Origin of the sequence: Paractinoplanes abujensis (assembly GCF_014204895.1) — a bacterium.
Classification (GTDB): Bacteria; Actinomycetota; Actinomycetes; order Mycobacteriales; family Micromonosporaceae; genus Actinoplanes; species Actinoplanes abujensis.
In genome coordinates this window covers 567,079-589,808 of record NZ_JACHMF010000001.1, presented here as the reverse complement: position 1 = coordinate 589,808, position 22,730 = coordinate 567,079, and the positions used below count along the sequence as shown (strand labels likewise).

Annotated in this window: 21 protein-coding genes; 15 read left to right on the top strand and 6 right to left on the bottom strand. The window is 70.4% G+C overall.

The genetic code is table 11. The features are described 5' to 3' along the window. Window positions 1-26 precede the first annotated feature (26 nt). The 9 genes from treS (at window position 27) to BKA14_RS02180 (ending at window position 12,025) form a co-directional block, all read left to right on the top strand. A complete protein-coding gene (treS, locus tag BKA14_RS02220) occupies window positions 27-1,820 on the top strand; it encodes a maltose alpha-D-glucosyltransferase (protein WP_184949265.1) in 1,794 nt (597 codons plus the stop codon). Continuing rightward, window positions 1,817-3,127 carry a maltokinase N-terminal cap-like domain-containing protein gene (locus tag BKA14_RS02215; protein WP_184949264.1) on the top strand — a complete coding sequence of 437 codons (1,311 nt, stop codon included), beginning with the start codon at window positions 1,817-1,819 and terminating at the stop codon, window positions 3,125-3,127. The genes treS and BKA14_RS02215 overlap by 4 nt, the downstream gene beginning before the upstream one ends. A gap of 28 nt (window positions 3,128-3,155) precedes the next feature. Continuing rightward, on the top strand, window positions 3,156-5,306 hold the full coding sequence (glgB, locus tag BKA14_RS02210; protein WP_275412388.1) for a 1,4-alpha-glucan branching protein GlgB: 2,151 nt from the start codon (window positions 3,156-3,158) through the stop codon (window positions 5,304-5,306). 559 nt (window positions 5,307-5,865) lie between these two features. Beyond that, window positions 5,866-6,027 (top strand): hypothetical protein, encoded by a 162-nt coding sequence (locus BKA14_RS02205; protein WP_184949263.1) that lies wholly within the window; start codon window positions 5,866-5,868, stop codon window positions 6,025-6,027. A gap of 31 nt (window positions 6,028-6,058) precedes the next feature. Further along, the gene (locus BKA14_RS02200) at window positions 6,059-7,309 is read left to right on the top strand and encodes an FxsB family cyclophane-forming radical SAM/SPASM peptide maturase (protein WP_184949262.1); all 1,251 of its coding nucleotides are present in this window, start codon (window positions 6,059-6,061) and stop codon (window positions 7,307-7,309) included. After that, on the top strand, window positions 7,299-8,954 hold the full coding sequence (locus BKA14_RS02195; protein ID WP_184949261.1) for an HEXXH motif domain-containing protein: 1,656 nt from the start codon (window positions 7,299-7,301) through the stop codon (window positions 8,952-8,954). Before BKA14_RS02200 ends, BKA14_RS02195 begins: the two co-directional genes overlap by 11 nt. After that, entirely contained in the window at window positions 8,939-10,192 is a 1,254-nt protein-coding gene (locus tag BKA14_RS02190; RefSeq protein WP_184949260.1) for an MFS transporter, read from the top strand. Before BKA14_RS02195 ends, BKA14_RS02190 begins: the two co-directional genes overlap by 16 nt. After that, on the top strand, window positions 10,189-11,214 hold the full coding sequence (locus BKA14_RS02185; RefSeq protein WP_184949259.1) for a tetratricopeptide repeat protein: 1,026 nt from the start codon (window positions 10,189-10,191) through the stop codon (window positions 11,212-11,214). Before BKA14_RS02190 ends, BKA14_RS02185 begins: the two co-directional genes overlap by 4 nt. 67 nt (window positions 11,215-11,281) lie before the next feature. Then, the gene (locus BKA14_RS02180; protein ID WP_184949258.1) at window positions 11,282-12,025 is read left to right on the top strand and encodes a DUF6082 family protein; all 744 of its coding nucleotides are present in this window, start codon (window positions 11,282-11,284) and stop codon (window positions 12,023-12,025) included. Here BKA14_RS02180 and BKA14_RS02175 read toward each other — a convergent pair. Together BKA14_RS02175 and BKA14_RS02170 are read right to left on the bottom strand one after the other, a co-directional pair. Next, complete coding sequence (locus BKA14_RS02175) at window positions 11,971-12,177, bottom strand: DUF397 domain-containing protein (protein WP_184949257.1); 207 nt, start codon at window positions 12,175-12,177, stop codon at window positions 11,971-11,973. The genes BKA14_RS02180 and BKA14_RS02175 overlap by 55 nt on opposite strands. 130 nt (window positions 12,178-12,307) lie before the next feature. Beyond that, entirely contained in the window at window positions 12,308-12,787 is a 480-nt protein-coding gene (locus BKA14_RS02170; protein ID WP_184949256.1) for a hypothetical protein, read from the bottom strand. A gap of 308 nt (window positions 12,788-13,095) precedes the next feature. On the opposite strand from BKA14_RS02170, the gene BKA14_RS02165 reads away from it, so the two are divergent. The 4 genes from BKA14_RS02165 to BKA14_RS02150 all read left to right on the top strand — a co-directional run bounded on the left by BKA14_RS02165 (window position 13,096) and on the right by BKA14_RS02150 (window position 15,984). Continuing rightward, window positions 13,096-13,857 (top strand): aldo/keto reductase, encoded by a 762-nt coding sequence (locus tag BKA14_RS02165; RefSeq protein ID WP_184949255.1) that lies wholly within the window; start codon window positions 13,096-13,098, stop codon window positions 13,855-13,857. A gap of 70 nt (window positions 13,858-13,927) precedes the next feature. Continuing rightward, window positions 13,928-14,437: a SigE family RNA polymerase sigma factor gene (locus BKA14_RS02160; RefSeq protein WP_184949254.1), complete on the top strand. Its 510-nt coding sequence runs from the start codon at window positions 13,928-13,930 to the stop codon at window positions 14,435-14,437. Next, window positions 14,430-15,383 (top strand): hypothetical protein, encoded by a 954-nt coding sequence (locus BKA14_RS02155; RefSeq protein WP_184949253.1) that lies wholly within the window; start codon window positions 14,430-14,432, stop codon window positions 15,381-15,383. The genes BKA14_RS02160 and BKA14_RS02155 overlap by 8 nt, the downstream gene beginning before the upstream one ends. 103 nt (window positions 15,384-15,486) lie before the next feature. Beyond that, the gene (locus BKA14_RS02150) at window positions 15,487-15,984 is read left to right on the top strand and encodes an FBP domain-containing protein (protein ID WP_184949252.1); all 498 of its coding nucleotides are present in this window, start codon (window positions 15,487-15,489) and stop codon (window positions 15,982-15,984) included. Between the two features lie 72 nt (window positions 15,985-16,056). On the opposite strand, the gene BKA14_RS02145 is transcribed toward BKA14_RS02150, so the two are convergent. The 3 genes from BKA14_RS02145 to BKA14_RS02135 are packed head-to-tail and all read right to left on the bottom strand — an operon-like array spanning window position 16,057 to window position 17,596. After that, window positions 16,057-16,440, bottom strand: a complete 384-nt coding sequence (locus tag BKA14_RS02145) for a VOC family protein (RefSeq protein WP_184949251.1) — start codon at window positions 16,438-16,440, stop codon at window positions 16,057-16,059. Between the two features lie 9 nt (window positions 16,441-16,449). Continuing rightward, window positions 16,450-17,025: a DUF4240 domain-containing protein gene (locus BKA14_RS02140; protein ID WP_184949250.1), complete on the bottom strand. Its 576-nt coding sequence runs from the start codon at window positions 17,023-17,025 to the stop codon at window positions 16,450-16,452. Window positions 17,026-17,059: 34 nt separating this feature from the next. Next, window positions 17,060-17,596, bottom strand: coding sequence for a GNAT family N-acetyltransferase (locus tag BKA14_RS02135; protein ID WP_184949249.1), 537 nt, complete (start codon window positions 17,594-17,596; stop codon window positions 17,060-17,062). A gap of 117 nt (window positions 17,597-17,713) precedes the next feature. On the opposite strand from BKA14_RS02135, the gene BKA14_RS02130 reads away from it, so the two are divergent. Beyond that, window positions 17,714-19,426 carry a serine/threonine-protein kinase gene (locus BKA14_RS02130; RefSeq protein WP_184949248.1) on the top strand — a complete coding sequence of 571 codons (1,713 nt, stop codon included), beginning with the start codon at window positions 17,714-17,716 and terminating at the stop codon, window positions 19,424-19,426. 19 nt (window positions 19,427-19,445) lie between these two features. On the opposite strand, the gene BKA14_RS02125 is transcribed toward BKA14_RS02130, so the two are convergent. After that, window positions 19,446-21,806 (bottom strand): Tex family protein, encoded by a 2,361-nt coding sequence (locus BKA14_RS02125; protein ID WP_203722341.1) that lies wholly within the window; start codon window positions 21,804-21,806, stop codon window positions 19,446-19,448. A 185-nt stretch (window positions 21,807-21,991) separates the two neighbouring features. Between BKA14_RS02125 and BKA14_RS02120 the strand changes: the two genes are divergently transcribed. Continuing rightward, window positions 21,992-22,708 (top strand): PP2C family protein-serine/threonine phosphatase, encoded by a 717-nt coding sequence (locus BKA14_RS02120; RefSeq protein WP_184949246.1) that lies wholly within the window; start codon window positions 21,992-21,994, stop codon window positions 22,706-22,708. Window positions 22,709-22,730 lie beyond the last annotated feature (22 nt).

Below are 22,730 nucleotides of genomic sequence, written 5' to 3'. Positions count from 1 at the left end.
CTGCGGGTGGGTAGGTGGGGAACCTGATGGACCAGAAAGACGATCTCGACCTCGAGGCGGCCGGCCTCGGCGCTGACGAGCACGACCCGGCCGAGGGCAGCCACGTCGAGGACGGGGTGGTGGAACACCCCAGCGCCGACGACTTCGAGCACGCCCGGGCGCTGCCGGCCGACCGCACGTGGTTCCAGCGCGCCGTCTTCTACGAGGTGCTGGTCCGGGCGTTCTACGACTCCGGCACCGACGGCTCGGGCGACCTGCGCGGCCTGATCGAGCGCCTTGACTACCTGCAGTGGCTCGGCGTCGACTGCCTGTGGCTGCCGCCGTTCTACCAGTCGCCGCTGCGCGACGGCGGTTACGACATCAGCGACTTCTACCGCGTGCTGCCCGAGTTCGGCACGGTCGAGGACTTCGTGGCGCTGCTCGACGCGGCGCACAAGCGGGGCATCCGCGTCATCACCGACCTGGTCATGAACCACACCTCCGACCAGCACATGTGGTTCCAGGAGTCGCGGCGCGACCCCGACGGGCCGTACGGCGACTTCTACGTCTGGAGCGACACCAGCGAGAAGTACCAGGACGCGCGGGTCATCTTCGTCGACACCGAGGAGTCCAACTGGACGTTCGACCCGGTGCGCCGGCAGTTCTTCTGGCACCGGTTCTTCTCGCACCAGCCCGATCTCAACTACGACAACCCGGCTGTGCAGGAGGCGATGCTCGACGTCCTGCGCTTCTGGCTCGACCTGGGCATCGACGGTTTCCGGCTGGACGCCGTGCCCTACCTGTACGAGCGGGAGGGCACCAACGGCGAGAACCTGCCCGAGACGCACGCCTTCCTCAAGCACTGCCGCAAGGTGATCGACGACGAGTTCCCGGGCCGGGTGCTGCTGGCCGAGGCCAACCAGTGGCCGGCCGACGTGGTGGAGTACTTCGGCGACCCCAAGGCGGGCGGCGACGAGTGCCACATGGCGTTCCACTTCCCGCTGATGCCGCGCATCTTCATGGCGGTCCGGCGCGAGTCCCGCTTCCCGATCTCCGAGATCATGGCGCAGACGCCGGCCATCCCCGACAACTGCCAGTGGGGCATCTTCCTGCGCAACCACGACGAGCTCACGCTCGAAATGGTCACCGACGAAGAGCGCGACTACATGTATTCGGAGTACGCCAAGGACCCGCGGATGAAGGCGAACGTGGGCATCCGGCGCCGGCTGGCTCCGCTGCTGGAGAACGACCGCAACCAGATCGAGCTGTTCACGGCCATGCTGCTGTCACTGCCCGGCTCGCCGGTGCTGTATTACGGCGACGAGATCGGCATGGGCGACAACATCTGGCTCGGTGACCGCGACGGTGTGCGCACACCGATGCAGTGGACTCCCGACCGCAACGCCGGGTTCTCCACGGCCCATCCGGGCCGGCTCTACCTGCCGGCCAACCAGGACCCGGTGTACGGCTACCAGGCCGTCAACGTCGAGGCCCAGCGGGACAGTTCCACGTCCCTGCTCAACTGGACGCGTACCATGCTTGCGGTGCGACGCCGCCACGAAGCGTTCGCCGTCGGAACCTTCCGCGAACTGGGCGGATCGAACCCGTCGGTGCTGGCGTACCTGCGTGAGGACGGCGACGACGTCGTGCTCTGCGTCAACAACCTGTCGCGCTTCCCGCAACCGATCGAGCTGAACCTGCAGCACTGGAACGGGTACACCCCCGTCGAACTGACCGGGCACGTGAACTTCCCGCGCATCGGCCAGCTGCCGTACCTTCTGACCCTCCCCGGGCACGGCTTCTACTGGTTCCAGCTGTGTGGGTCCGAGGAGAAGCAATGACGTTGCCTTTCGCCGAATGGCTGCCGCAGCAGCGGTGGTACGCCGGACGTTCCCGCACCCTGTCGTCGGTCAAGGAGGCGTCGAGCACGACGCTGGCCGAGAACCTCGACCTGGTGCTGGTCGACGTCGAGTACACCGACGGCAGCTCCGAGCGGTACCAGATCGTCGTGGCCTGGGGTTCCGGCCCGATCGTGGAGTACAGCGAGGTCGCGACGATAGGCACCGACGGCGAGCGCATCGGCTACGACGCGCTCTACGACACCGCCGCCGCCCGTAAGCTCCTGGCCCTGATCGCGGCCGGGGGCACGGTCGGTGACGTCATCTTCGAGCCCGAACCGGGCGCGGAGTTCCCGGTCGAGCTGTGGCCGCGGGTGTTCGACGCCGAGCAGAGCAACACCAGCGTGATCTTCGAGCAGGACGCCATCCTCAAGGTGTTCCGCCGCGTGTCGGCCGGGATCAACCCCGACATCGAGCTCAACCGGGTGCTCGGCCGGCGCAACAACCCGCACGTGGCGCGGCTGCTGGGGTCGTTCGAGACCACCGAGAGCGGTGAGCCGTGCCCGCTGGGCATGGTGACGCAGTACGCGGCGAACTCGGCCGAGGGGTGGGCGATGGCCACGGCCTCGGCCCGTGACCTGTTCGCCGACGCCGAGATGGGCGCCGACGAGGTGGGCGGTGACTTCCAGGGCGAGTCCTACCGGCTGGGCGAGGCGGTCGCGTCGGTGCACGCCGACCTGGCCGAGGCGCTCGGTTCGGGCCCGTCCGCGTTCCCGGTCGACGTCATGCTGGCCCGGCTGCGCGAGGCGGCCCAGGCCGTGGCCGAGATCCAGCAGTACGTGCCGACGATCGAGGCCCAGTTCCGGGCCCTGACCGGCGAGCCGGTCGAGGTGCAGCGGGTGCACGGCGACCTGCACCTGGGCCAGGTGCTGCGGGTGCCCGAGGCGTGGCTGCTGATCGACTTCGAGGGCGAGCCGGGGGCCCCGCTCGACGAACGCCGGCTGCCCGACTCGCCGCTGCGCGACGTGGCCGGTGTGCTCCGGTCCTACGAGTACGCGGCCTACCAGCTGCTGGTCGACCAGGACGACGACGAGCACCTGGCGGCGCGGGCCCGCGAATGGGTCGACCGCAACCGGTCGGCGTTCTGCGACGGCTACGCCAACGTCTCCGGCCGCGACCCGCGGGAGCAGGGCGCGCTGCTGGCGGCGTACGAGCTGGACAAGGCGGTCTACGAGGCCGCGTACGAATCCCGGCACCGGCCCGGATGGCTGCGGATCCCGCTGCGATCCATCGCCCGGCTCGTCGGCTGACCCACCACAACGAAGGAGATTCCCCCTCGTGATCGGCCACTCCGACTCCTCGCTCGCCGCCGACCAGCGCGCCCTGAACAGCGTGGTGGCCGGTGACACCCACGACCCGCACTCGGTGCTCGGCGCCCACCCGGGCGGCGGCAACACGGTGATCCGCACGCTGCGCAAGGGCGCCAAGGCGGTCACGCTCGTCCACGAGGGCGAGCGCGTCGAGATGACCCAGGTCCACCCCGACGGCGTCTTCGCGGCCGAGGTGCCCGGGCTGGTGCTCGACTACCGGCTCGACGTCGACGGCGACGTGGTCGACGACCCGTACCGGCACCTGCCCACGCTGGGCGAACTCGACCTGCACCTGATCGGCGAGGGCCGCCACGAGAAGCTGTGGAAGGTGCTCGGCGCGCAGCCGCGCGAGTCCGGTGTCGGCTTCGCGGTCTGGGCCCCGGGCGCCCGCGGTGTGCAGGTGATCGGCGACTTCACCGGCTGGGGCCCGTTCGACGGGTGGCCGATGCGTTCGCTCGGCTCCAGCGGCGTGTGGGAGATCTACCTGCCCGACGCGCACGCCGGCAACAAGTACAAGTTCAAGATCCTCGGGCGGGACGGGCAGTGGCGTGAGCACGCCGACCCGCTGGCCCAGCACACCGAGGTGCCGCCGGCCACGGCCTCCGTGGTCTACGAGAGCGCGTACGAGTGGGCCGACAACGACTGGATGACCCAGCGTGCCACGAAGCAGTGGCATCAGGAGCCGATGAGTGCGTACGAGGTGCATCTCGGCTCGTGGCGCCCCGGCCTGTCCTACACCGAGCTGGCCGAGCAGCTGGTCCAGTACGTCACCGAGACCGGCTTCACGCACGTCGAGCTGATGCCCGTGATGGAGCACCCGTTCGGCGGCTCCTGGGGCTATCAGGTCACCGGCTACTACGCCCCGACGTCGCGTTTCGGCACCCCCGACGAGTTCCGCTACCTGGTCGACAAGCTGCACCAGGCCGGCATCGGCGTGATCCTGGACTGGGTGCCGGCCCACTTCCCCAAGGACGAGTGGGCGCTGGCCCGGTTCGACGGCACCCCGCTCTACGAGCACGGCGACTGGCGTCGCGGCGAGCACCCGGACTGGGGCACGTACGTCTTCGACTTCGGCCGCAAGGAGGTGCGCAACTTCCTGGTGGCCAACGCGCTCTACTGGTGCGAGGAGTTCCACGCCGACGGCCTGCGGGTCGACGCGGTGGCCTCGATGCTCTACCTGGACTACTCGCGCAAGGACGGCGAGTGGACCCCCAACCAGTACGGCGGCCGGGAGAACCTCGACGCGATCAGCTTCCTGCAGGAGATGAACGCGACGGTCTACAAGAACTACCCCGGCGTCGTCACGGTGGCCGAGGAGTCGACCGCGTGGCCCGGCGTCACCCGCCCCACCCACCTGGGCGGCCTCGGGTTCGGCTTCAAGTGGAACATGGGCTGGATGAACGACACCCTGTCGTACATCGAGAAGGAGCCCATCTACCGCCAGTGGCACCACCACCAGATGACGTTCGCGACGGTGTACGCCTGGAGCGAGAACTACATCCTGCCGATCAGCCACGACGAGGTCGTGCACGGCAAGGGCTCGCTGACCGGCAAGATGCCCGGCGACCTGTGGCAGAAGCTGGCCAACACGCGGGCCCTGCTCGGGTTCATGTGGGCCTTCACCGGCAAGCAGCTGCTCTTCATGGGAGCCGAGCTGGGCGACCTGCGCGAGTGGAGCGAGGAACGCGGCCTCGACTGGCAGCTGATCGAGGACCCGCAGTTCGGCGGCGTGCAGTCGCTGGTCAAGGACCTGAACCGGGTCTACAAGGAGACACCGGCGATCTGGTCGCAGGACACCGAGGCCAGCGGCTTCCGGTGGATCACCAGCGAGGACTCGCAGCACAACACGTTCTCGTTCGTGCGGTTCGCCCCCGACGGCGCCCCACTGGCGTGCATCGTGAACTTCGCCGCCGTGCCGCACGAGCAGTACCGCATCGGCCTGCCCCGAGCAGGCCGCTGGACCGAGGTGATCAACACCGACAGCGAGCTCTACGGCGGCTCGGGCGTCGGCAACCTGGGCGGCGTCGACACAGACGCCCAGCCGTGGCACGGCTTCGACTACTCCGTGTCGCTGCGGGTGCCCCCGCTCGGCGCGATCTGGCTCCGCCTGGAGTCCTGACGCCTCGTAGAGTGCGGCGCATCGCTCATCCTCACCGGAGGGTGATCGATGTGTCGCACTCAATCCATCTGAAGGCACGCCGGAGCTGCCACTCACCGCCGCCGGGCGCGCGTTGTCCGGCGTCCGGTTCGGCCGCAACCAGCCGATCCGCCCTTCTCGGGCTCCCCGGATGCCTGGCCGGCTGAGTGCATCAGCGCCTGTTTCGCCGAGCCACTACGTGCCGGCACTCGGCCCACAATTGCCTTCGGCCGTCTCGACATCGCCCTGACCGACTTCGAGTCCTTACGCCGGGAACGAGACCAGCTACTCCACTGGACAGCGTGGCTCGCGTCCCAGCGCAGGCCGATCACCGCGGGTGGCGCTGAAACTGACTGACACGCGGCATCGTCGTACGGGCGCCACAGGGTACCGGAGTCGAGGGTTGCTGCCGTTCGTGTGTCACGAATCGGACAGGCGGGTTCAACGCCGAGAAGTTGGTCAATAGGTTCGAGGAAACTCCTTTCGGCCCGCCGGGGCGGTTTCCCCCGGCCGGCGGGTCCGGGGCGATCGGAGGCAGATCATGGAAGCTCAGGAACCCGAGGCCATCGACCTGCGGGACGTCGACGACGACCTGCTGGCCGAGCTCAATCCCGCCCTGCGCGCGGCGATCGACCGCGTGTACTCCCCTGATGCGCTCGAGGGCCCGGGCGGGTTCAACTCGTTCGTGGACGCCGACCTGTAATCATCCGCGCGGCGGCTCAGGGGGCCGGCTGATGAATGTGTCCTGGCCCGACGACCTCGACGTGACGGCCCTGACCGCCCGCGGCTGGGCGCCGGAGAACTTCAACCAGTTCATCGTCAAGATTCACAGCCGGTGCAACCTGGCCTGCGGCTACTGCTACGTCTACGAGTCGGCCGACCAGAGCTGGCGCGACCAGCCGCGGGTGATGAGCGAGGCCGTGTTCACCACGGCCTGCCGCCGGATCGCCGAGCACGCCGGTGAGTCGGTGAGCCTGGTCTTCCACGGCGGCGAGCCCTTGCTGGCCGGGGCCGAGCACCTCGATCGGCTGGCCGCGCTGGCCACCAGCATCGTCGGGCCCGGCCGCCGGCTGCGTCTGGGCATGCAGACCAACGGGCTGCTGTTCGACGAGCGGGTGGCCGAGGTCTGCGACCGGTGGCGGATCCGGGTCGCCGTGAGCGTCGACGGTGACGAGGCCGGGCACGACCGGCACCGGCAGTTCCGCGACGGCCGCGGCAGTCACGCCGAGGTCCTGCGTGGCCTGCACGTCCTGCAACAACACCGGCACCTGTACGCCGGCCTGCTGTGCACCGTGGACCTGCGGAACGATCCGATCACCACGTACGAGGCGCTGGTCGCGCTCGGCCCGCCCACCATGGACTTCCTGCTGCCGCACGGCAACTGGACCACACCCCCGCCCGGGCGCGTTCCGGGCGGACCTCCGGCGTACGGGGAGTGGTTGTCGTTGATCTTCGACCGCTGGTTCGGCGCGCCGGTCCGCGAGACGGGCGTGCGCCTGTTCGACGACATCCTCGCGCTGATCCTGGGCGGCCGCGGAACGTCGGAATCGGTCGGGCTGCTGCCCATCCGGGTCGCCGTGATCGAGACCGACGGCACGATCGAGCAGGTCGACACGTTGAAGACCGCCTTCGCGGGGGCCACCCGGGTGCGCCCCGCGGCCGGTGGCAATCCGTTCGACGCCGCGCTGCTGGAACCGCAGATCGTGGCCCGTCAGCTCGGTAAGGAGGCCCTCTGCGCGACGTGCCGGGCCTGCTCGATCCACGAGATCTGCGGCGGCGGCAACTACACGCACCGGTTCCGGGCGGGCTCCGGCTTCCTCAACCCGTCCGTCTACTGCCCCGACCTGATGTACCTGATCAACCACGTCCGGGCGCGGGTGTCCGGCGAGCTGGCCAAGATCGACCCGCGTCGCCGCCCCGACCAGACCGACCCGCATCCTCGCTCCGACCAGATTCGCGCCAGGAGGCCGACCGGTGGACATTGACCCCGAGACCCTGGCCCGCGACATCGGCACGGGCTTCGGCACGCCGGACAGCCTGGCCGCGCTGATCACCGGGCAGCGGCGCAAGCGCACGGTGCTGCTGCGAATGCTGCGCAACGACGTCGCCAAGTCCGGCCTGCCTGCGCTCACCTCGACCATCTCCGACGAACTCCTCGACTACCCGAATGTCGGTGTCTGGCTGGTCCACTGCATCCGGCGGCTGGCCCACCGGACCGACGACGAGGTGCCGCTCTGGGCCGACCTGGGCTATCTGGGCTGGCTGGCCGCCGCGCACGCGATCACGACCCGCCAGGCGGGCCGCCACGAGGTCGTCGTGCGGGACGGAGCGATCATGCTGCCCGGGCTCGGGCTGGCCCGGCTCGCCCCGCCCGGCACGCACGGGCACGCGGTGGTGACGGTGACGCCCGGCCGGGTCGAGATCACCCGCGAGGGAACCCGGATCGAGCTGCGCGACCTGGGCGGCGAGGGTGACGAGCGGTGGCTGCCGCTGCGCAAGCTGGGAGCGACGTACTCCACGCTCCGCACGGTGTACCTCGACGACCTCGACCCGTTCCGCGACCTGTCCGACCCTTACACGAAGGCACAGCTGACCGAACCACCCCCGCGGCTGACGGCGGCCCAGGCGGCGGCGTGGTCCCGGTCCTTCCACGGCGCGCTGGAGATCCTGCGGCAACAGTACGAGGGGTATTCGACCGGGATCGACGAGGTGCTGCGGTCGGTCGTGCCGCTGACCGCGGAACCGGTCACCAACGGGGTCAGCAACACCTCCCTGCACGCGTACGGGGGTGTCAACATGAGCGCCGCGGGCGGCCCGCACCAGTTCGCGCTGACCCTGATCCACGAATGCCAGCACGCCAAGCTGGCCGCGCTGACCGACCAGGTCGAGCTGCAGAAGCCGTCGGTGGTCAAAGACCTGTACGCGCCGTGGCGCGACGACCCGCGGCCGCTCTCGGGACTGCTGCAGGGAATCTACGCGCATCTGGGGGTGACGGACTTCTGGCGGGTCTACCGGTCGTCGTCGGCCAAGGCCGAGGTCGAGTTCGCGCGGTGGCGGACCCAGGTTCGGCAGGCGCTGCTCGTCGCGGGCGCTTCGCCGCTGCTGACCGAGGCCGGCACAGCGTTCGTGGAGGAGATGAGCGCGTCGGTGGCCCGCTGGTCGGGCGAGACCGTGCCCGCCCGGCTGGAGTCGATGGCCCGCGAGGCGTCGGCCGGGCACCTGGTCGCGTGGCGGGTGCGCAACATGACCGTCGACGTCACCGACCTGGTCGAGCGGTGGCGGGCGGGGGTGGCTCCGGGGGAGCTGCCGGTGTCAAGCGTTGTCGCTGCTCCCGCCGTGCCGGCGCGGTCCCGGCGGCCGGTCGGCCTGGTCAAGATGGGGATCTCCACCGGCGACGTGCCGGAGTCCGACCGCGCCTATGTGGAGGGCGACTACGAGCGGGCCTTGGCCCTGTACACGGCCGAGATCGGCAGCCCCGAGTCGTGGGCCGGGATCGCGCTCAGCCTGCGGCACCTGACCGAGGAGGCGTCGGTGTCGGCGCTGTTCCGGCGGCCCGAGGTGGTCGTGGCGGTCTTCACCGCTTGCCCTGCTTCCGACATCGTTCAGCTCACCGCGTGGCTGTCGTCGTGATCCTGCACAACCGGCGGTTCCTGGCGCTGTGGAGTGGCAACGCGCTGTCGCTGGTAGGCACCGCAGGCGTGCGCATCGCCTACCCGCTGCTCGCGCTGGCCCTGTTCGACTCGCCCGCGCTGGCCGGCTGGACAGCGTTCGCGGCCACCATCCCCACGTTGATCCTGCAGGTGCCGGCCGGGCTGATCGCCGACACGGTCAACCGGCGCCTGCTGATGCTCGTCGCGCAGGCGGTCGGCCTGGCCGCCACGGCCGCCGTGCTGCTCGCCTCGGCCCTCGACCTGCGCGGCCTGGCTGTCATCCTGATGGCCGCCGCGGTGATCGAGGGATCCGCGTTCGTCGTCTTCGGCATCGCCGAGGTGGGCGCGGTCCGCGACGTGGTCGACGAGCGGGAACGCACGGTCGCCTTCTCGTTCCTCGAGGCCGAACAGCCCATCGCCAACCTGGCCGGCCGTGCCGTCGGCGGCGCCCTGTTCGACCTCTCCCGCTGGGCGCCGTTCCTTTTCAACGCCTTCTCGTACGTCTTCTGCCTGTGGACGCTCGCCGCCATGCCCAAGAAGCTGTTCGACCCGCGGCCCGCCTCCACGCCTGCCTCCGACGACGTGGCCCGTTTCTGGCGGCGGATGGGCGAAGGGCTGGTCTGGATGTGGCGGATCCCGTACCTGCGCCTGACCACGATCGTCACCGGTTTCACCAACGTCCTGTTCCAGTGCGTGATCCTGATGATCCTGGTCGTCGGCACCCGCGAGGACCGCCCGGCCTGGACGGTCGGCGCGATCCTGGCCGCGGCCGGCGTGGGCGGCATCCTCGGTTCATTCGCGGCCCCCCGCCTGGAACGCCGTTTCTCCCCGCGCGCGCTGTTCCTGGGCTGCGTGTGGGCGTGGACGGTGATGCTGGCGATGATCGCGGTCAGCACCCACCCGTTCGTGCTCGTGATCGCCTGGGCCGGCGTCGGCGCGGTCGGCACGGTGGTCGCCGTGACCCTCACCGTGACCCGGGCCCGGGCCGTCCCCGACTCGGCTCTGGGCCGCATCGTCAGCGCGGCCTCCGTCATCACCGACGGCGCGGTCCCGATCGGCGCCGTCCTGGGCGGCTACCTGCTGGCCTCGGCGGGCCCCGAGACCACCGCGTGGATCCTGCTGATCGCCATGCTGGCCGCGGCCCTGGTCTGCACCCGCCTGCTGCGCCCGGCCCCGATCGACCGGACGTCCCGCCTGAGCCCGTCGATCACCGAATGACCGCCCCCACCCGTACGGGGGAAATGCTTGCCGCCTATTTCGATCTGCGCAGCGATCGCGGGCCGGTGCACGCACGGATCGTCGGCCTGATGGGCCGCCGCCTCACGCAGGGCCGGCCGATCCCCGCCTGCCAGACGGTCACGCCCAGCGTCCTGCGCTACGCGATCGCGCAGGACGCGCCGGACCTGCCGGTGATCGACGATCCCCGGGCCCTGCCGGCCGCCCGGCGGTCCCCCGAGTGGACCCACCTGTGCCGACTCGTCGAGAACTGGGACGCGCTGACCGTGCCCGACCGCCTGCGCGTCGCCCGGGTGCTGCACAAACTCGGCCTCTGGGGCGCCCTGCTCAGGCTCACCCCACCGCCGCGCGCCGACGACACCGCGCGTCGGACCCTCACCAGGCTCCGCCACCTGGCCGCCCTCAAGGCGCGGGGCGAGGACGACTTTCCGATCCCGCCCGACATGTACGAGACCTACGCCCACGTCGCCCGCCACCCCGGCGCCCCGCCCGAGGAGCGGATCAGCGCCGCGGTCAACCTGGCCGCCCAGCACGGCCGGCACGACCGCACCCCCGACGACATCGCCCCGTGGGCCGCCCTGGCGATGCGCCTGCTCGAATCCGGCTCCCCCGGCCCCGTGCTGGCCAGCGCGGCGTGGCGGGCGATCTGCTTCCTGCCGTACTACCGCAACGACCACGCGGCCGTCACGGCCATGCTGGACGAGGCCGAACGCCTCGCCCTGACCGCCCTGGAGACCGGCGACCACTTGACAGCCGTGGAGAACCTCCGCGTTCTGCACCAGACCCGCGGCCGCGCGGCCCGCGACCCGTCCACGGCCGAACGCCACTACCGCCGGGCAGTCGACCTCGACCCCGACGACCCGCAGACCCACGTCACCCTGGCCGACCACCTGCTCCGCGAGGGCCGCAGGGGCGAGGCCTACGACGCCTACGCCACCGCGGCCGGCCTGGGCGCCCCGTACACACGCTATGCACAGTCCCGCATGGACCAGTGCTGCCGTTGAACGCAACGGCCGGTGGCACCCACCACCGACACTCTGGGTATCTAAGCGAATACCTTGAGGAGGCGCCATGCCGCTACCGACCCTCGCCGTAGGACGCAGGACAACTGGGCTGCTCGGCCGCACGGCGCGGGCACTCGGCTGGGTCGTTCTCATCGGCGTGCTCGCCGCAGCCGTCCTGTTCTCACCCGCACTGCTGCGACTCGTCGACGACGACGGGGCGGACTGGAACCGCCTGAGCGACATCGGACAGTCGTACGGACCGGTGGCGGCTCTTCTCTCGGCCCTGGCCCTGTGCGTGGCGGTGCTGGTCCAACGGCGGCAGATTCGCCAGGAACGCGTTCGGATGGCCCGGGAAATGCACGTCAACGCCTTGCGGACCGCCATGGACGACCCCGTCTACGGGCAGTGCTGGGGAGCGCGCGTGACGCCCGACGACGTGGACGAAAAGCTCTACTACTACACCAACATGGTCATCTCCACGTGGCTTTATGCGTGGGAGTGCGGCGAACTCAGCGACAACGCCGTTCGTGCATATGTACGGGCCATGGCGGAAAGCGAGATCCCCCGTGCGTACTGGAAGCAGTACGGCGCGTGGCGGCTGCTGGCCGCCCACGGCCCTCGGCGCCGGTTCCTCAGCATGGTGGATGCCGAGTTCAAGGCGGCGGAGGCGACCGGGCCACCGTCGCGGGCCGTGGAACGGCCCGACGGCGGCTCCGGCTGCCCGGCACCCTGTTGCCGGCGCCGAGGACTCCGGCCTTACCCGTCCGGGCCGGGAATCGACCGCACCATGCGCAGGAAATCACGCCACTGATCCGCGGTCAGTCGAAGCACGTCGTCCGGCCTTTGCGAGTTTCGCATCAGTACACCCCCGTCGTCGGCGGCGGCGACCTCGACGCAATGGTGGTCACCGACGCAACGAGAGCCACGCCGCCAGAGCGGAGGATCTACGAACGAATGCGACATCGAGATACGTCCTTTCCCAGGAAAAAGGCGGCGCCCGGATCTCGAAACTCCGGACACCGCCCGATAAGGTGGTGTGAACCCATGCGATAGAAGGGGGGTCAGCACTTTGCTGCCCCTCTCCTGATATCGCTCAACGCTTGAGGTGCGACCTGATGATCTCCCTCGCCTCCGCATGGTGGCGCCGGAAGTCGTCCCGGCTCATCCCGATCACCTCCAGGGCGCCCGACTCCTTGAACCTCCGGAAGCGGAACAGCAGGTAAACCCATCGGTGCCGGTCCGTGGGGAGAGCAATCACCGCCGGGTGGATCTGCGGGCACATCCGCCGATGACTTCCCATGAGGACAGTCAAAGCCTCCTGGCGCAACTCCTCGTCGGCGTAGGTGTCCCTCCACGGAGGAACCAGGCATTCCTCGGCCCAGGCGAGCGCACCCTTCATCGCGGTGCCACGCTCCTCGGCGAAGTCCGGCGGTTGAAATGCTTCGTACAATCTGATGAGCAGTTCCGAAGGGTCGAATCTCGGCGGCATCCGAGACCTGAACTCCGCGCTGACGGCAACATACACATTGCCCCGGAACTGCTCCTTCTCCTGCTCGGTCAGTAATGTGGCCATGGCGCAGGGCTCCCCATTCCAATAAAAATGGCCCCGGCTCGGAAGCCAGGGCCTGGTGCGTATACAGATGTAGTGCGCATACGGGTGCGGTGCAAGATAGTCGCGTGGAGAGACCGCGGTTCGGAAGGACGACGGCCCTCGCTGCCCGCGGCGGGGAAAAGTTAGCATACGTCTCAGAGCGGGGCAAACGGTTCGCCGCAGCAACAAGCGAGGAAAGCCTTCGGCGTGCACAACGTCGCCGCCGCCGATCGGTGACGGGAGTCCTCGGATGCCCGCGACGTATGCTCGGCCGGACGCGAGGGGCGGTCATGGGGCGGATCGGGTTCGGGGCCATGCAGCTCCCGACCGGAGTGGAGCGTCGGGAATCATCGGTGGCGGTGTTGCGGCGGGCCGTCGAGTTGGGGGTGCCGCTGGTCGACACGGCTTACCTGTACGGCGGGGGCGCCAACGAGGAGCTGGTTGCTGCGGCGCTGCACCCGTACGGGGAAACGGTTGTCACCACGAAGGTCGGCGTGAGCGGGTCGGGACCGCTGAGTGAGTGGCGGCTGGACGGGCGCCCGGAATCGCTGCGGCGGCAGGTGGACGGGTGTCTGCGGCGGCTGCGGGTCGAGCGGATCGCGCTGCTGCAGCTGCACCGGATCGATCCGGACGTGCCCGCGGACGATCAGGTCGGCACGCTGGCGGAGCTGCGCGACGGGGGCAAAGCCGAGCGGCTCGGGTTGTCCGAGGTGACGGTGGCGGAGCTGGCGGCCGCGCGTGCGATCACCGAGATCGCCAGTGTGCAGAATCGCTACAACCTGGTCGACCGTACGCACGAGCCGGTGCTCAGGGAGTGCGAGCGGGCCGGGATCATGTTCCTGCCGTGGCGGCCGCTCGCTCACGACGGCGGCGCGGTGTCCGAGGTGGCCGCGCAGAGCGGTGCGTCCCCAGCTCAAGTGGCGCTGGCGTGGCTGCTGGCGCGATCACCGGTCATGCTGCCGATTCCGGGCACGGCCTCGCTCACGCACCTCGCCGAGAACGTGGCGGCTGAGTCGCTGCGGCTGTCCCCGGAGCAGTCGGCCCGACTCTAGAAACCCGGTCGGCGGCCGCAACAAATCCGGGGTGAGCCGGCGTCACAAGGGGCGGAAAGGGGGTCGGCTGGTGACCTTCGAGGACTTTCTCTCCGCCCGGTTGGCGGCGCTGCTGCGCTACGCGACCGTGCTCGCCTGCGATCCGCACCTGGGTGAGGACATCGTCCAGGAGGTGCTGGCCCGCGCGCAGCCGCGGTGGGAACGCATCGCCCGGGCCGACGTGCCCGAGGCCTACGTGAAGCGGATGATCATCAATGAGCTGGCCTCGTGGCGGCGGCGCCGGGCGGCGAAGGTGGTGCCGATGTCGCTGTCCGCCCTCGAGGCGGCGGGCGGGACCGCCGACGATGCGGTGGCCCAGCTCGACGAGCGCGACGCGATGATCCGCCGGATCGCCGGGCTGCCGCTGAAGCAGCGCATCGTCGTGGCGCTGCGGTTCTACGAACGACTGTCCGACGACGAGATCGCCGAGCAGATGGGCTGCCGTCCGGTCACCGTGCGCAGCCACGCCTCACGGGCGCTGGCCACCCTTCGCAAACAATTTCCCGCGCCCACAGTCCCGCTGGGAGGACGCCATGACTGACGAGTTGATTCAGGCCGCGTTCGAGAAGATCGCCGCCACGGCTCCGCCGCCCGAGCGGATCCGGGCCCGGCTGCTCGCCCGTTCCCGTTCCCATCGGCAGCGCCGCGCCGTGCTGGCCGGGGCCGGGGCGCTGGCCGCGACCGCCGTGACGATCCCGTTCGTCCACGCTGTCCGGCGCGTCCCCGCCCCCGTCGCGCCACCCGGCGCGACCCCGGCCAGGCCGTCACCCGAGCCACCGGCCACTGCTGCTCTGCGTTATACCCCCGGCTGGCTCCCGGCCGGCGTGGGCGAGCGTTACCGGGAAGCCACGACCGGCGGCGGTACGCGTACCTGGACACTGGACGGGGCCGGCCAACCCACCGACGGCAGCATCGGCAAGGGTGTGACCCTCATGGTCGGCGAGCGCATCGACGACGACTCGGGGTTACCGGTCACGATCGGCGACGTCACCGGGCGGCTGCGGGTGACCGATGCGTCGTTCGTCGAGTGGACCCCGCGCGGCGGCCCCCCTCTCGTCGTCGCCGCGTACGGGCTGCCCGACAGCACTGCAGTCGCCCTGCGGACGGCCCGCTCGGTACACCCGACCACCTCGACGATGCCCGTGTGGATCCGCGCGCCGTGGGTGCCCGGACGTTTCCGGGGCACGACAGCCGCAATTCTGCGTCCGTTGCCCGGCGGGGGCTGGCTGCAACAGCTCACCTTCACACCGCTCGGTTCCACCGGGATCCTGCGCGTCGTCGCCGCCACCGAGAAGGTGCCCGAGCGGGCCCTGCACGAGATCCGGCGCCCCGACGGCGTCTGGTTGTCGGTCCCCGCGACGCCCCGGGGCAGGGTCGGCTCCGCGCCGCTGGACTCCCCGACGCGCGCCGAAGCTGTCCGCGTGCTCGACGAACTCGTCTGCGTGGCCCCCGACATGCGGTGGCTGGGTTCGCGCGACCTGGGCTGACTCGTGCGGGAGCATCGAGGGATGGGGAGCCTGCCGATCGTCTATTACCTGCGAAGACGTAAAACGGATGACCATGACCGCGGAGTCGGTTAGCTTCGCGACCATGGAACCACTCGACGAGAAGGAGATCCGGGGCTCCTTCGTCAACTGCAGCAAGGGCGAGGCCGCGCGGATCAAGCTGCCGGCCGGCCCCGTCCCCTGGCCCGACCTCGACTTCCTGGGCTGGACCGACCCGGCCGCGCCGTTACGCGCGGCGCTGGTCGTGCCGGGCCCGGACGGTCCGGCCGGCATCGTGTTGCGCCGCCCCGCACCGGGCAAGGCGAGCGCGCTCCGGTCGAGCATGTGTCAGGTCTGCCTGACCGAGCACACGTCGTCGGGGGTGGCACTTTTCGTGGCCCCGCTGGCCGGCGCCTCCGGTCGCAACGGCAACACGGTCGGGCAGTACATCTGCTCCGATCTGGCCTGCTCGCTCTATCTGCGGGGCAAGCGCAAACCGAAGGCGCGCCTGGTCAGCCGGGAGGAGACGCTCACCCTGGACGAGCGGATCGACCGTGCGCTGACGAACCTGAGCGCCTTCACCGACCGGGTCAAGGCGGGCTGATGGCCGCGCCGCGCCGTTCGCGAACGCCCCGTACAAGATCAAGGCCCCGCCGGTCGGCGGGGCCTTTTCCGTTCACTGCCAGAGCGTCGACAGCCGGGCGAACGTCTCGTCGTCGCTGTGCCGCGGGATGACGCAGGCCAGCTGCCCACCCGGGATCCGCAGGATCCGGCACTCCAGCCACTGGTCGATCTGCTCGGCCCCCAAGGCGACCAGCCGCGCGGTCTCCGCCTCGACGTCGTCGGTCTCGAAGTCGACGTGATAGCGAGCGTCGCCGTCGATCGCCTGGATCGCCAGCGTCAGCCCGGGCAGCGCGTCGATCAGCCCGGTGAACTGCGGCTCGCCCGGAGGCTGACGGGTGTCGACGCCGAGGGCCTGCGACCAGAACGCGACAGCGGACGCGGTCCGGCCGGCGGGCACGTCGATCAGGATGGTGGACAGCCGGCTGCGGTGGGCCATGACATCTCCCTACAGTGACGGGACGGGGTCGAAAAGCGCGCTCAGCCGCGGGTAACGCCGCCGCCGCTCGGCCAGGTCGTCGAGGTCGAACCGGGGGTCGGACGGCTCGGGCGAGGACCGGAAGATCAGCCCGCGGTCCTCCAGCGCGTCGTCGAGGTCGTCGCCGTCGGTCACCTCCTCGTACGCCTCGGAGGCGACGTAGTCGAGAAGCTCCCAGTCGGGCCACTCGTCCTCCGACCAGTCGTCGCAGTCACGCCCGGCCAGCGCGCGGACGGCGGGCACGTCGGCCAGCGAGTCGGGATCGGCCACGGCTGCCTCGAAGACCTCGCGGCCCTGCCCGATCAGCCACGCCTGGAAATACCAGAACCCGTCGTCGGAGGCGCCGCTGCAGACCAGCACCGCCGCCCCCCACATGTGCCACGTGTCAACGCGGTCGCGCAGGCCGTAGTAAAGGATCTCGAACGACTCGATCTCGGCGGGTGGCAGCTTGGCCAGCTCGCCGGTCAGCCAGTCGGCCCGCTCGTCCTGATCCTTCTTCTTGCGCGCGCTGCGCTCGATCAGCGCCCAGAACCCATCGAGATCCACGCCCGGAACCTAACCACACGGGTGCGACAACGATTCACCGGATCAGCCACTCCGTCGAGAGCAGCCCGTAGAGCAGGTCGTCGGTCCACTCGCCCTTGATGTAGGTCTGCTGGCGCAGCAGCCCCTCGCGCGTGAACCCGAGCCGTTCCATCAGCCCCGCCGACGCCACGTTGCGCGAGTCGCACTCCCCGGTCACCTTGTGCAGCCCCTGCAGCCGGAACAGCCGGTCGAGCACGGCGGTCACGGCCTCCCGGGCGTACCCGTGCCGCTGGTGCTCCCTGGCCACGGTGAAGCCGATCTCGGCCTGTTTCAGGTTGTCGTGCAGGTGCACCGCCACGTCGCCGACGAGCTCGCGGTCGGCGGTGCGCTCCACCGCGTACTGGAACCAGCCCGGCTTGTCGGGATCGGAGGCGATGAAATTGGCCACCGCGGTCTCGGCCCGCAGCAACGAGAACGGCGAGTCCCACGACTGGTAGCGCGCAACGTCCGGATCCGACCGGTATGCGGCGAGCACCGGCGCGTCGTCCTTCCGGAAGCGCCGCAGGATGAGCCGTTCGGTCGCGATCAGCATTTGCCGAGGATAGAGCTTTGCTCCCGGGTCCGTGCCGTGCCGCGCGGCCGACAGCAGGAGGCTGACGTCACCCGTTACAGTGACACCTTCTGATTTTCTCCGGGACTGGGGGCGGTCATGCGTCCGGAGCCGTTGCGTCCGACTGATCCGGTCCGGCTGGGCTCGTACGAGCTGGTCGGCCGGCTCGGCGAGGGCGGCATGGGCACCGTCTACTTGGCGACGACACCGGCGGGCACGCAGGTGGCGGTCAAGGTGGTGCGCGCCGATCTGGCCCCCGACGACGAGTTCCGCCGCCGTTTCCGCAGCGAGGTGGCCCGGGCCCGGCAGGTGCCGCCGTTCTGCACGGCCGAGGTCATCGACGCCGACCCCGACGCCGAGCACCCCTATCTCGTCGTCGAGTACGTCGAGGGCCCGACCCTGCAGCAGGTCGTCGACGGGAAGGGTCCGCTGACCGCGGCGAATCTCCACAGTGTCGCGATCGGGGTGGCCACGGCGCTCACCGCCATCCACGGCGCCGGCATCATCCACCGCGATCTCAAGCCGCGCAATGTGCTGCTGGCCCCCGGCACTCCCAAAGTGATCGACTTCGGGATCGCGCGTGACATCGACGGCGCCCACACCGCCAACACGTCGCCCGAGTTCATGATGGGCACGGTGGCGTACATGGCGCCCGAGCGGTTCGGCGACGACGACGTGCCGCTGACCGCCGCGGCCGACGTGTTCGCGTGGGGCGGCGTGGTGACGTACGCGGGCACCGGCCGCACCCCGTTCGGCGGCGAGTCGGCCCCGGCCACGGCGGGGCGCATCCTGACCCGCGAACCCGACCTGTCCGGGCTCAGCGGCCCGCTGCGGGAGCTGGTCGCGCGGGCCCTGGCGAAGGATCCGGCCGACCGCCCGTCGGCCCGCGAGCTGCTCGACCTGCTGGTCTCCAGCCCGTCGCGGCCCACCGTGTCGGCCCTGGAAGGCCAGCCCGACCTGCGGGCGGCGGCCAATCAGGCGCAGTCGGTGACCGGCCTGATGCCCCAGCCGCCGGCGGCGGAACCGAACGCGCTCGTCCCGGCCGTGCCCGGCCTGGGCGAGCCGATCGCCGACGATCCCGTCCGCATGCGCCGCTGGTTCCTGCCGGTGGCGATCGCGATGCTGGTGTTCGCCGTGATCGCGGGCGCGATGCTGGTGGTGTTCAGCCCCCGCACCGGCCCGGTGGCCGGCGCGGACGAGCCCAGCCCGGTGGTCGTCTCGTCCTCACCGACGCCACCGCCCGGGCCGGTGCTGATCGCCGACGATCTCGACAATCAACGGCTGTGGCTGGCCAAGACCGAGCCCGACGGCAAGTCGTCCTGCGCCTTTGCCGGGGGCGAGCTGCGGGTGCGCATCGCCGACACGTCGCTCTACAAGTGCCGCGGCCCGCAGGACACGCTGCCCGACGACATGACCATCGACGTCGGTGTGCGGCTGCTGACCCCCAACGCGTGCGCGGCGGTGTGGTTCCACTTCAAGGTGCCGAGCGGCGGCCATCTCGTACGGGTCTGCCAGAACAACATCTACGTCGGCGCGCATCAGAGCACCGCCGTCACCGTCTCGCGGACGCTGCCGCTCGATCAGCCGGTCGCGGTGGGCGGCCCGGTCACCCGGATCGGCCTGCGGGTCTCCGGTGACACCGTGACCGTGACACGCGACGGCGTGGAGCTCGGAGACGCCCCGCTGAGTGCGGCCGACATCAAGGGAAATCGGGTGCTGCTCGGCATCATCCTCGACCGCGACGTGCCCGAGGCGGGGGCGGCCCAGGTGGGCTTCGACCAGATCGAGGTGCGGGGGCCGAGCGCCCGGTAAGCGCCCGGCCCCGCCCCGGCTAGTCCTTCGTCAGCCCGGCCCGGCGCAGCGCGTCGGCCATCGCCCCGCCGTTGAAGCTGGTCTGCGGCTGCTGCTGCCGCTGGCCGCCCTGCCGCTGCTGGCCGCCCTGCCGCTGGCCACCCTGCCGCTGCTGGCCACCCTGACGCGGCTGACCGCCGCCCTGCCGCGGCTTGTCCTCCCGCGGCTCGCGCGGCTTGCGTACGGGCTCGTCCTGCAGCCGCATCGTCAGCGAGATCCGCTTGCGCTGCTCGTCCACCTCGACGACCCGCACCTTCACGACGTCGCCCGACTTGACGACCTCGCGGGGGTCCTTGACGAACGTGTTGGACAGCGCCGACACGTGCACCAGCCCGTCCTGGTGGACGCCGATGTCGACGAACGCGCCGAACGCGGCCACGTTGGTCACGACGCCCTCGAGCACCATGCCCGGCTTGAGGTCGGCGATCTTCTCGACGCCCTCGGCGAACGTGGCCGTCGTGAACCCGGGCCGCGGGTCCCGGCCCGGCTTGTCGAGCTCGCGCAGAATGTCGGTCACGGTGAGCACGCCGACGGTGTCGGTGATGAACTGCTCAGGCTTGAGGGCGCGCAGCAGCGGGCTGTTGCCGATCAGCGACTTGATGTCGGTCTGGGCCGAGGCCAGGATCGTGCGGACCACCGGGTACGACTCGGGGTGCACGGCCGAGGAGTCGAGCGGGTCGTCGCCGTCGGGGATGCGCAGGAAGCCGGCGCACTGCTCGAACGCCTTGGGGCCGAGCCGGGCCACCTTCTTGATCTCGTTGCGGTTCTTGAACGGCCCGTTGGAGTCCCGGTGCAGCACGATGTTCTCGGCCAGGCCGGTCGTGATGCCGGAGACCCGGGACAGCAGCGGCGCCGACGCGGTGTTGATGTCGACGCCGACCGCGTTCACACAGTCCTCGACGACCGCGTCGAGCGACTTGGACAGCTTCGACTCGGACAGGTCGTGCTGATACTGCCCGACACCGATCGAACGCGGGTCGATCTTCACCAGCTCGGCCAGGGGGTCCTGCAGGCGGCGGGCGATCGAGACGGCCCCGCGCAGCGAGACGTCCATGCCCGGCAGCTCCTGGGCGGCGTACGCGGAAGCGGAGTAGACCGACGCCCCGGCCTCGCTCACCATGACCTTGGTCAGCTTGGCCTCGGGGTGCCGCTTGATCAGGTCGCCCGCGAGCTTGTCGGTCTCCCGCGAGGCGGTGCCGTTGCCGATCGCGATCAGGTCCACGCTGTGCTTGCTGGCCAGCGCGGCCAGCCGGTGGATGGACTCGTCCCACTTGTTCTGCGGCACGTGCGGGTAGATCACGTCGGTGGCCACCACCTTGCCGGTCGCATCGACCACGGCGACCTTCACGCCCGTACGGAAACCGGGGTCGAGACCCATCGTCGCGCGTGTGCCCGCGGGGGCCGCGAGCAGCAGATCCCGCAGGTTGGCCGCGAAGACCCGCACCGCCTCGTCCTCGGCGGCCTGCCACAGCCGCACCCGCGTGTCGGCGCCCAAGTGGATCAGCACCCGGGTGCGCCACGTCCAGCGCACGGTGTCGGCCATCCACTTGTCGCCGGGGCGGCCCTGGTCGACGACGCCGAACCGGGCGGCGATGCGCGGCTCGAACGTCGACTCGTCCGCCGGCTCGGGCTCCATGGTGAGGTCGAGGACCTCCTCCTTCTCACCACGGAACAGGGCCAGGATGCGGTGCGAGGGCAGCTTCGCGTACGGCTCGGCGAAGTCGAAGTAGTCGGCGAACTTGGCGCCTTCGTTCTCCTTGCCCTCGCGCACCTTGGCGACCAGGCGGCCCCGCGTCCACATCCGCTCGCGCAGCTCACCGATCAGGTCGGCGTCCTCAGCGAACCGCTCGATCAGGATGGCCCGCGCCCCGTCCAGGGCGGCCTGCTCATCCTTGACCTCTTCGGTCACGAACGCGGCCGCGGTGGTGCGCGGGTCGAGGTTGGGGTCGCCGAGGAGCTGATCGGCCAGCGGCTCCAGGCCCGCCTCACGGGCGGCCTGGGCCCGCGTCCGGCGCTTGGGCTTGTAAGGCAGGTAGATGTCCTCGAGCCGGGCCTTCGAGTCGGCGGCCAGGATCGCCTGCTCCAAGGCGTCGTCCAGCTTGCCCTGGGAGCGGATCGACTCCAGCACCGCGGCGCGCCGGTCCTCCAGCTCCCGCAGGTAGCCCAGCCGCTCGTCGAGCGTGCGGAGCTGGGTGTCGTCGAGGGCGCCGGTCACCTCCTTGCGGTAGCGGGCGATGAACGGGACCGTGGCCCCGCCGTCGAGCAGATCGACCGCCGCGGTGACCTGGCCCTCACGGACGCCGAGTTCGGTGGCAATGCGCTGATGGATGGCTGTCGTCACGACGACGATTGTCAACCACGGCCGCACCTGTTGTCCCGCCGCCCCGCGCGAGGTAGTCCTCCGGTGTGGTTGAGCTGCCGCGACGCCCAGTTCATCGCGTTACGTCCGCCCTTAACACAAACTCGTCCCCGCACTACCTAGGAGGTACTAGAGACATCTGATCGGGGCTTTGGCAGTCTTGTCACATGACGCTTGTTGTCCGGGCGGTCGCCGCCACCGATCAGGGCCTGGTGCGGTCCAACAACGAGGACTCGGTCTTCGTCGGCAACCGGTTGCTGGTGGTGGCGGACGGCATGGGCGGCCTGCCCGCCGGCGAACTGGCCAGCGACATCCTGGTGCAGGCGCTCAGCGTCGTCGACGGGAACCCCGACACCGGCGAGCCGCTGCAGGACCTGATCGCCGCGCTGGAGACCGCCAACGGCCGCATCGAGGCCGCGGTGGCCGACGACGACGCCCGCGACGGCATGGGCACGACGGTCACCGCGATCATGCTGTCGGGCGATCGCGTGGCCGCGCTCAACGTCGGCGACTCCCGCTGCTACCTGGTCCGCGACGGCGAGATGACCCAGCTGACCCGCGACGACACCTACGTGCAGGCGCTGGTCGACCAGGGCGTGCTCACCCCCGCCGACGCCCGCCGGCACCCCCAGCGGGCCCTGGTCACGCAGGCCGTGCAGGGCGGGCCGTACCGTCCCGCGGGCCGCATGATCTCGATCCAGGAGGGCGACCGTTTCCTGCTGTGCAGCGACGGACTGTCCGATTACGTGGAAGACAGCGTGATCGCCGAGACCCTGCTGACCAACCCCGACCGCAAAACGGCCGCCGCCGAGCTGGTCCACCGCACCCTCGAGAACGGCGCCCCCGACAACGTCACCGTCATCGTGGCCGACATAACCCAATAATCCCGTACGACTCGTCCCCTCC

Coding starts and splice junctions, on each gene's coding strand:
- BKA14_RS02145 (WP_184949251.1), bottom strand. CDS start 16,440: ATGGCCCACCGCAGCCGGCTGTCCACCATCCTGATCGACGTGCCCGCC.
- BKA14_RS02205 (WP_184949263.1), top strand. CDS start 5,866: ATGGAAGCTCAGGAACCCGAGGCCATCGACCTGCGGGACGTCGACGAC.
- BKA14_RS02155 (WP_184949253.1), top strand. CDS start 14,430: ATGACTGACGAGTTGATTCAGGCCGCGTTCGAGAAGATCGCCGCCACG.
- BKA14_RS02130 (WP_184949248.1), top strand. CDS start 17,714: ATGCGTCCGGAGCCGTTGCGTCCGACTGATCCGGTCCGGCTGGGCTCG.
- BKA14_RS02170 (WP_184949256.1), bottom strand. CDS start 12,787: ATGGCCACATTACTGACCGAGCAGGAGAAGGAGCAGTTCCGGGGCAAT.
- BKA14_RS02150 (WP_184949252.1), top strand. CDS start 15,487: ATGGAACCACTCGACGAGAAGGAGATCCGGGGCTCCTTCGTCAACTGC.
- BKA14_RS02165 (WP_184949255.1), top strand. CDS start 13,096: ATGGGGCGGATCGGGTTCGGGGCCATGCAGCTCCCGACCGGAGTGGAG.
- BKA14_RS02120 (WP_184949246.1), top strand. CDS start 21,992: ATGACGCTTGTTGTCCGGGCGGTCGCCGCCACCGATCAGGGCCTGGTG.
- BKA14_RS02135 (WP_184949249.1), bottom strand. CDS start 17,596: ATGCTGATCGCGACCGAACGGCTCATCCTGCGGCGCTTCCGGAAGGAC.
- treS (WP_184949265.1), top strand. CDS start 27: ATGGACCAGAAAGACGATCTCGACCTCGAGGCGGCCGGCCTCGGCGCT.
- BKA14_RS02180 (WP_184949258.1), top strand. CDS start 11,282: ATGCCGCTACCGACCCTCGCCGTAGGACGCAGGACAACTGGGCTGCTC.
- BKA14_RS02175 (WP_184949257.1), bottom strand. CDS start 12,177: ATGTCGCATTCGTTCGTAGATCCTCCGCTCTGGCGGCGTGGCTCTCGT.
- BKA14_RS02200 (WP_184949262.1), top strand. CDS start 6,059: ATGAATGTGTCCTGGCCCGACGACCTCGACGTGACGGCCCTGACCGCC.
- BKA14_RS02215 (WP_184949264.1), top strand. CDS start 1,817: ATGACGTTGCCTTTCGCCGAATGGCTGCCGCAGCAGCGGTGGTACGCC.
- BKA14_RS02185 (WP_184949259.1), top strand. CDS start 10,189: ATGACCGCCCCCACCCGTACGGGGGAAATGCTTGCCGCCTATTTCGAT.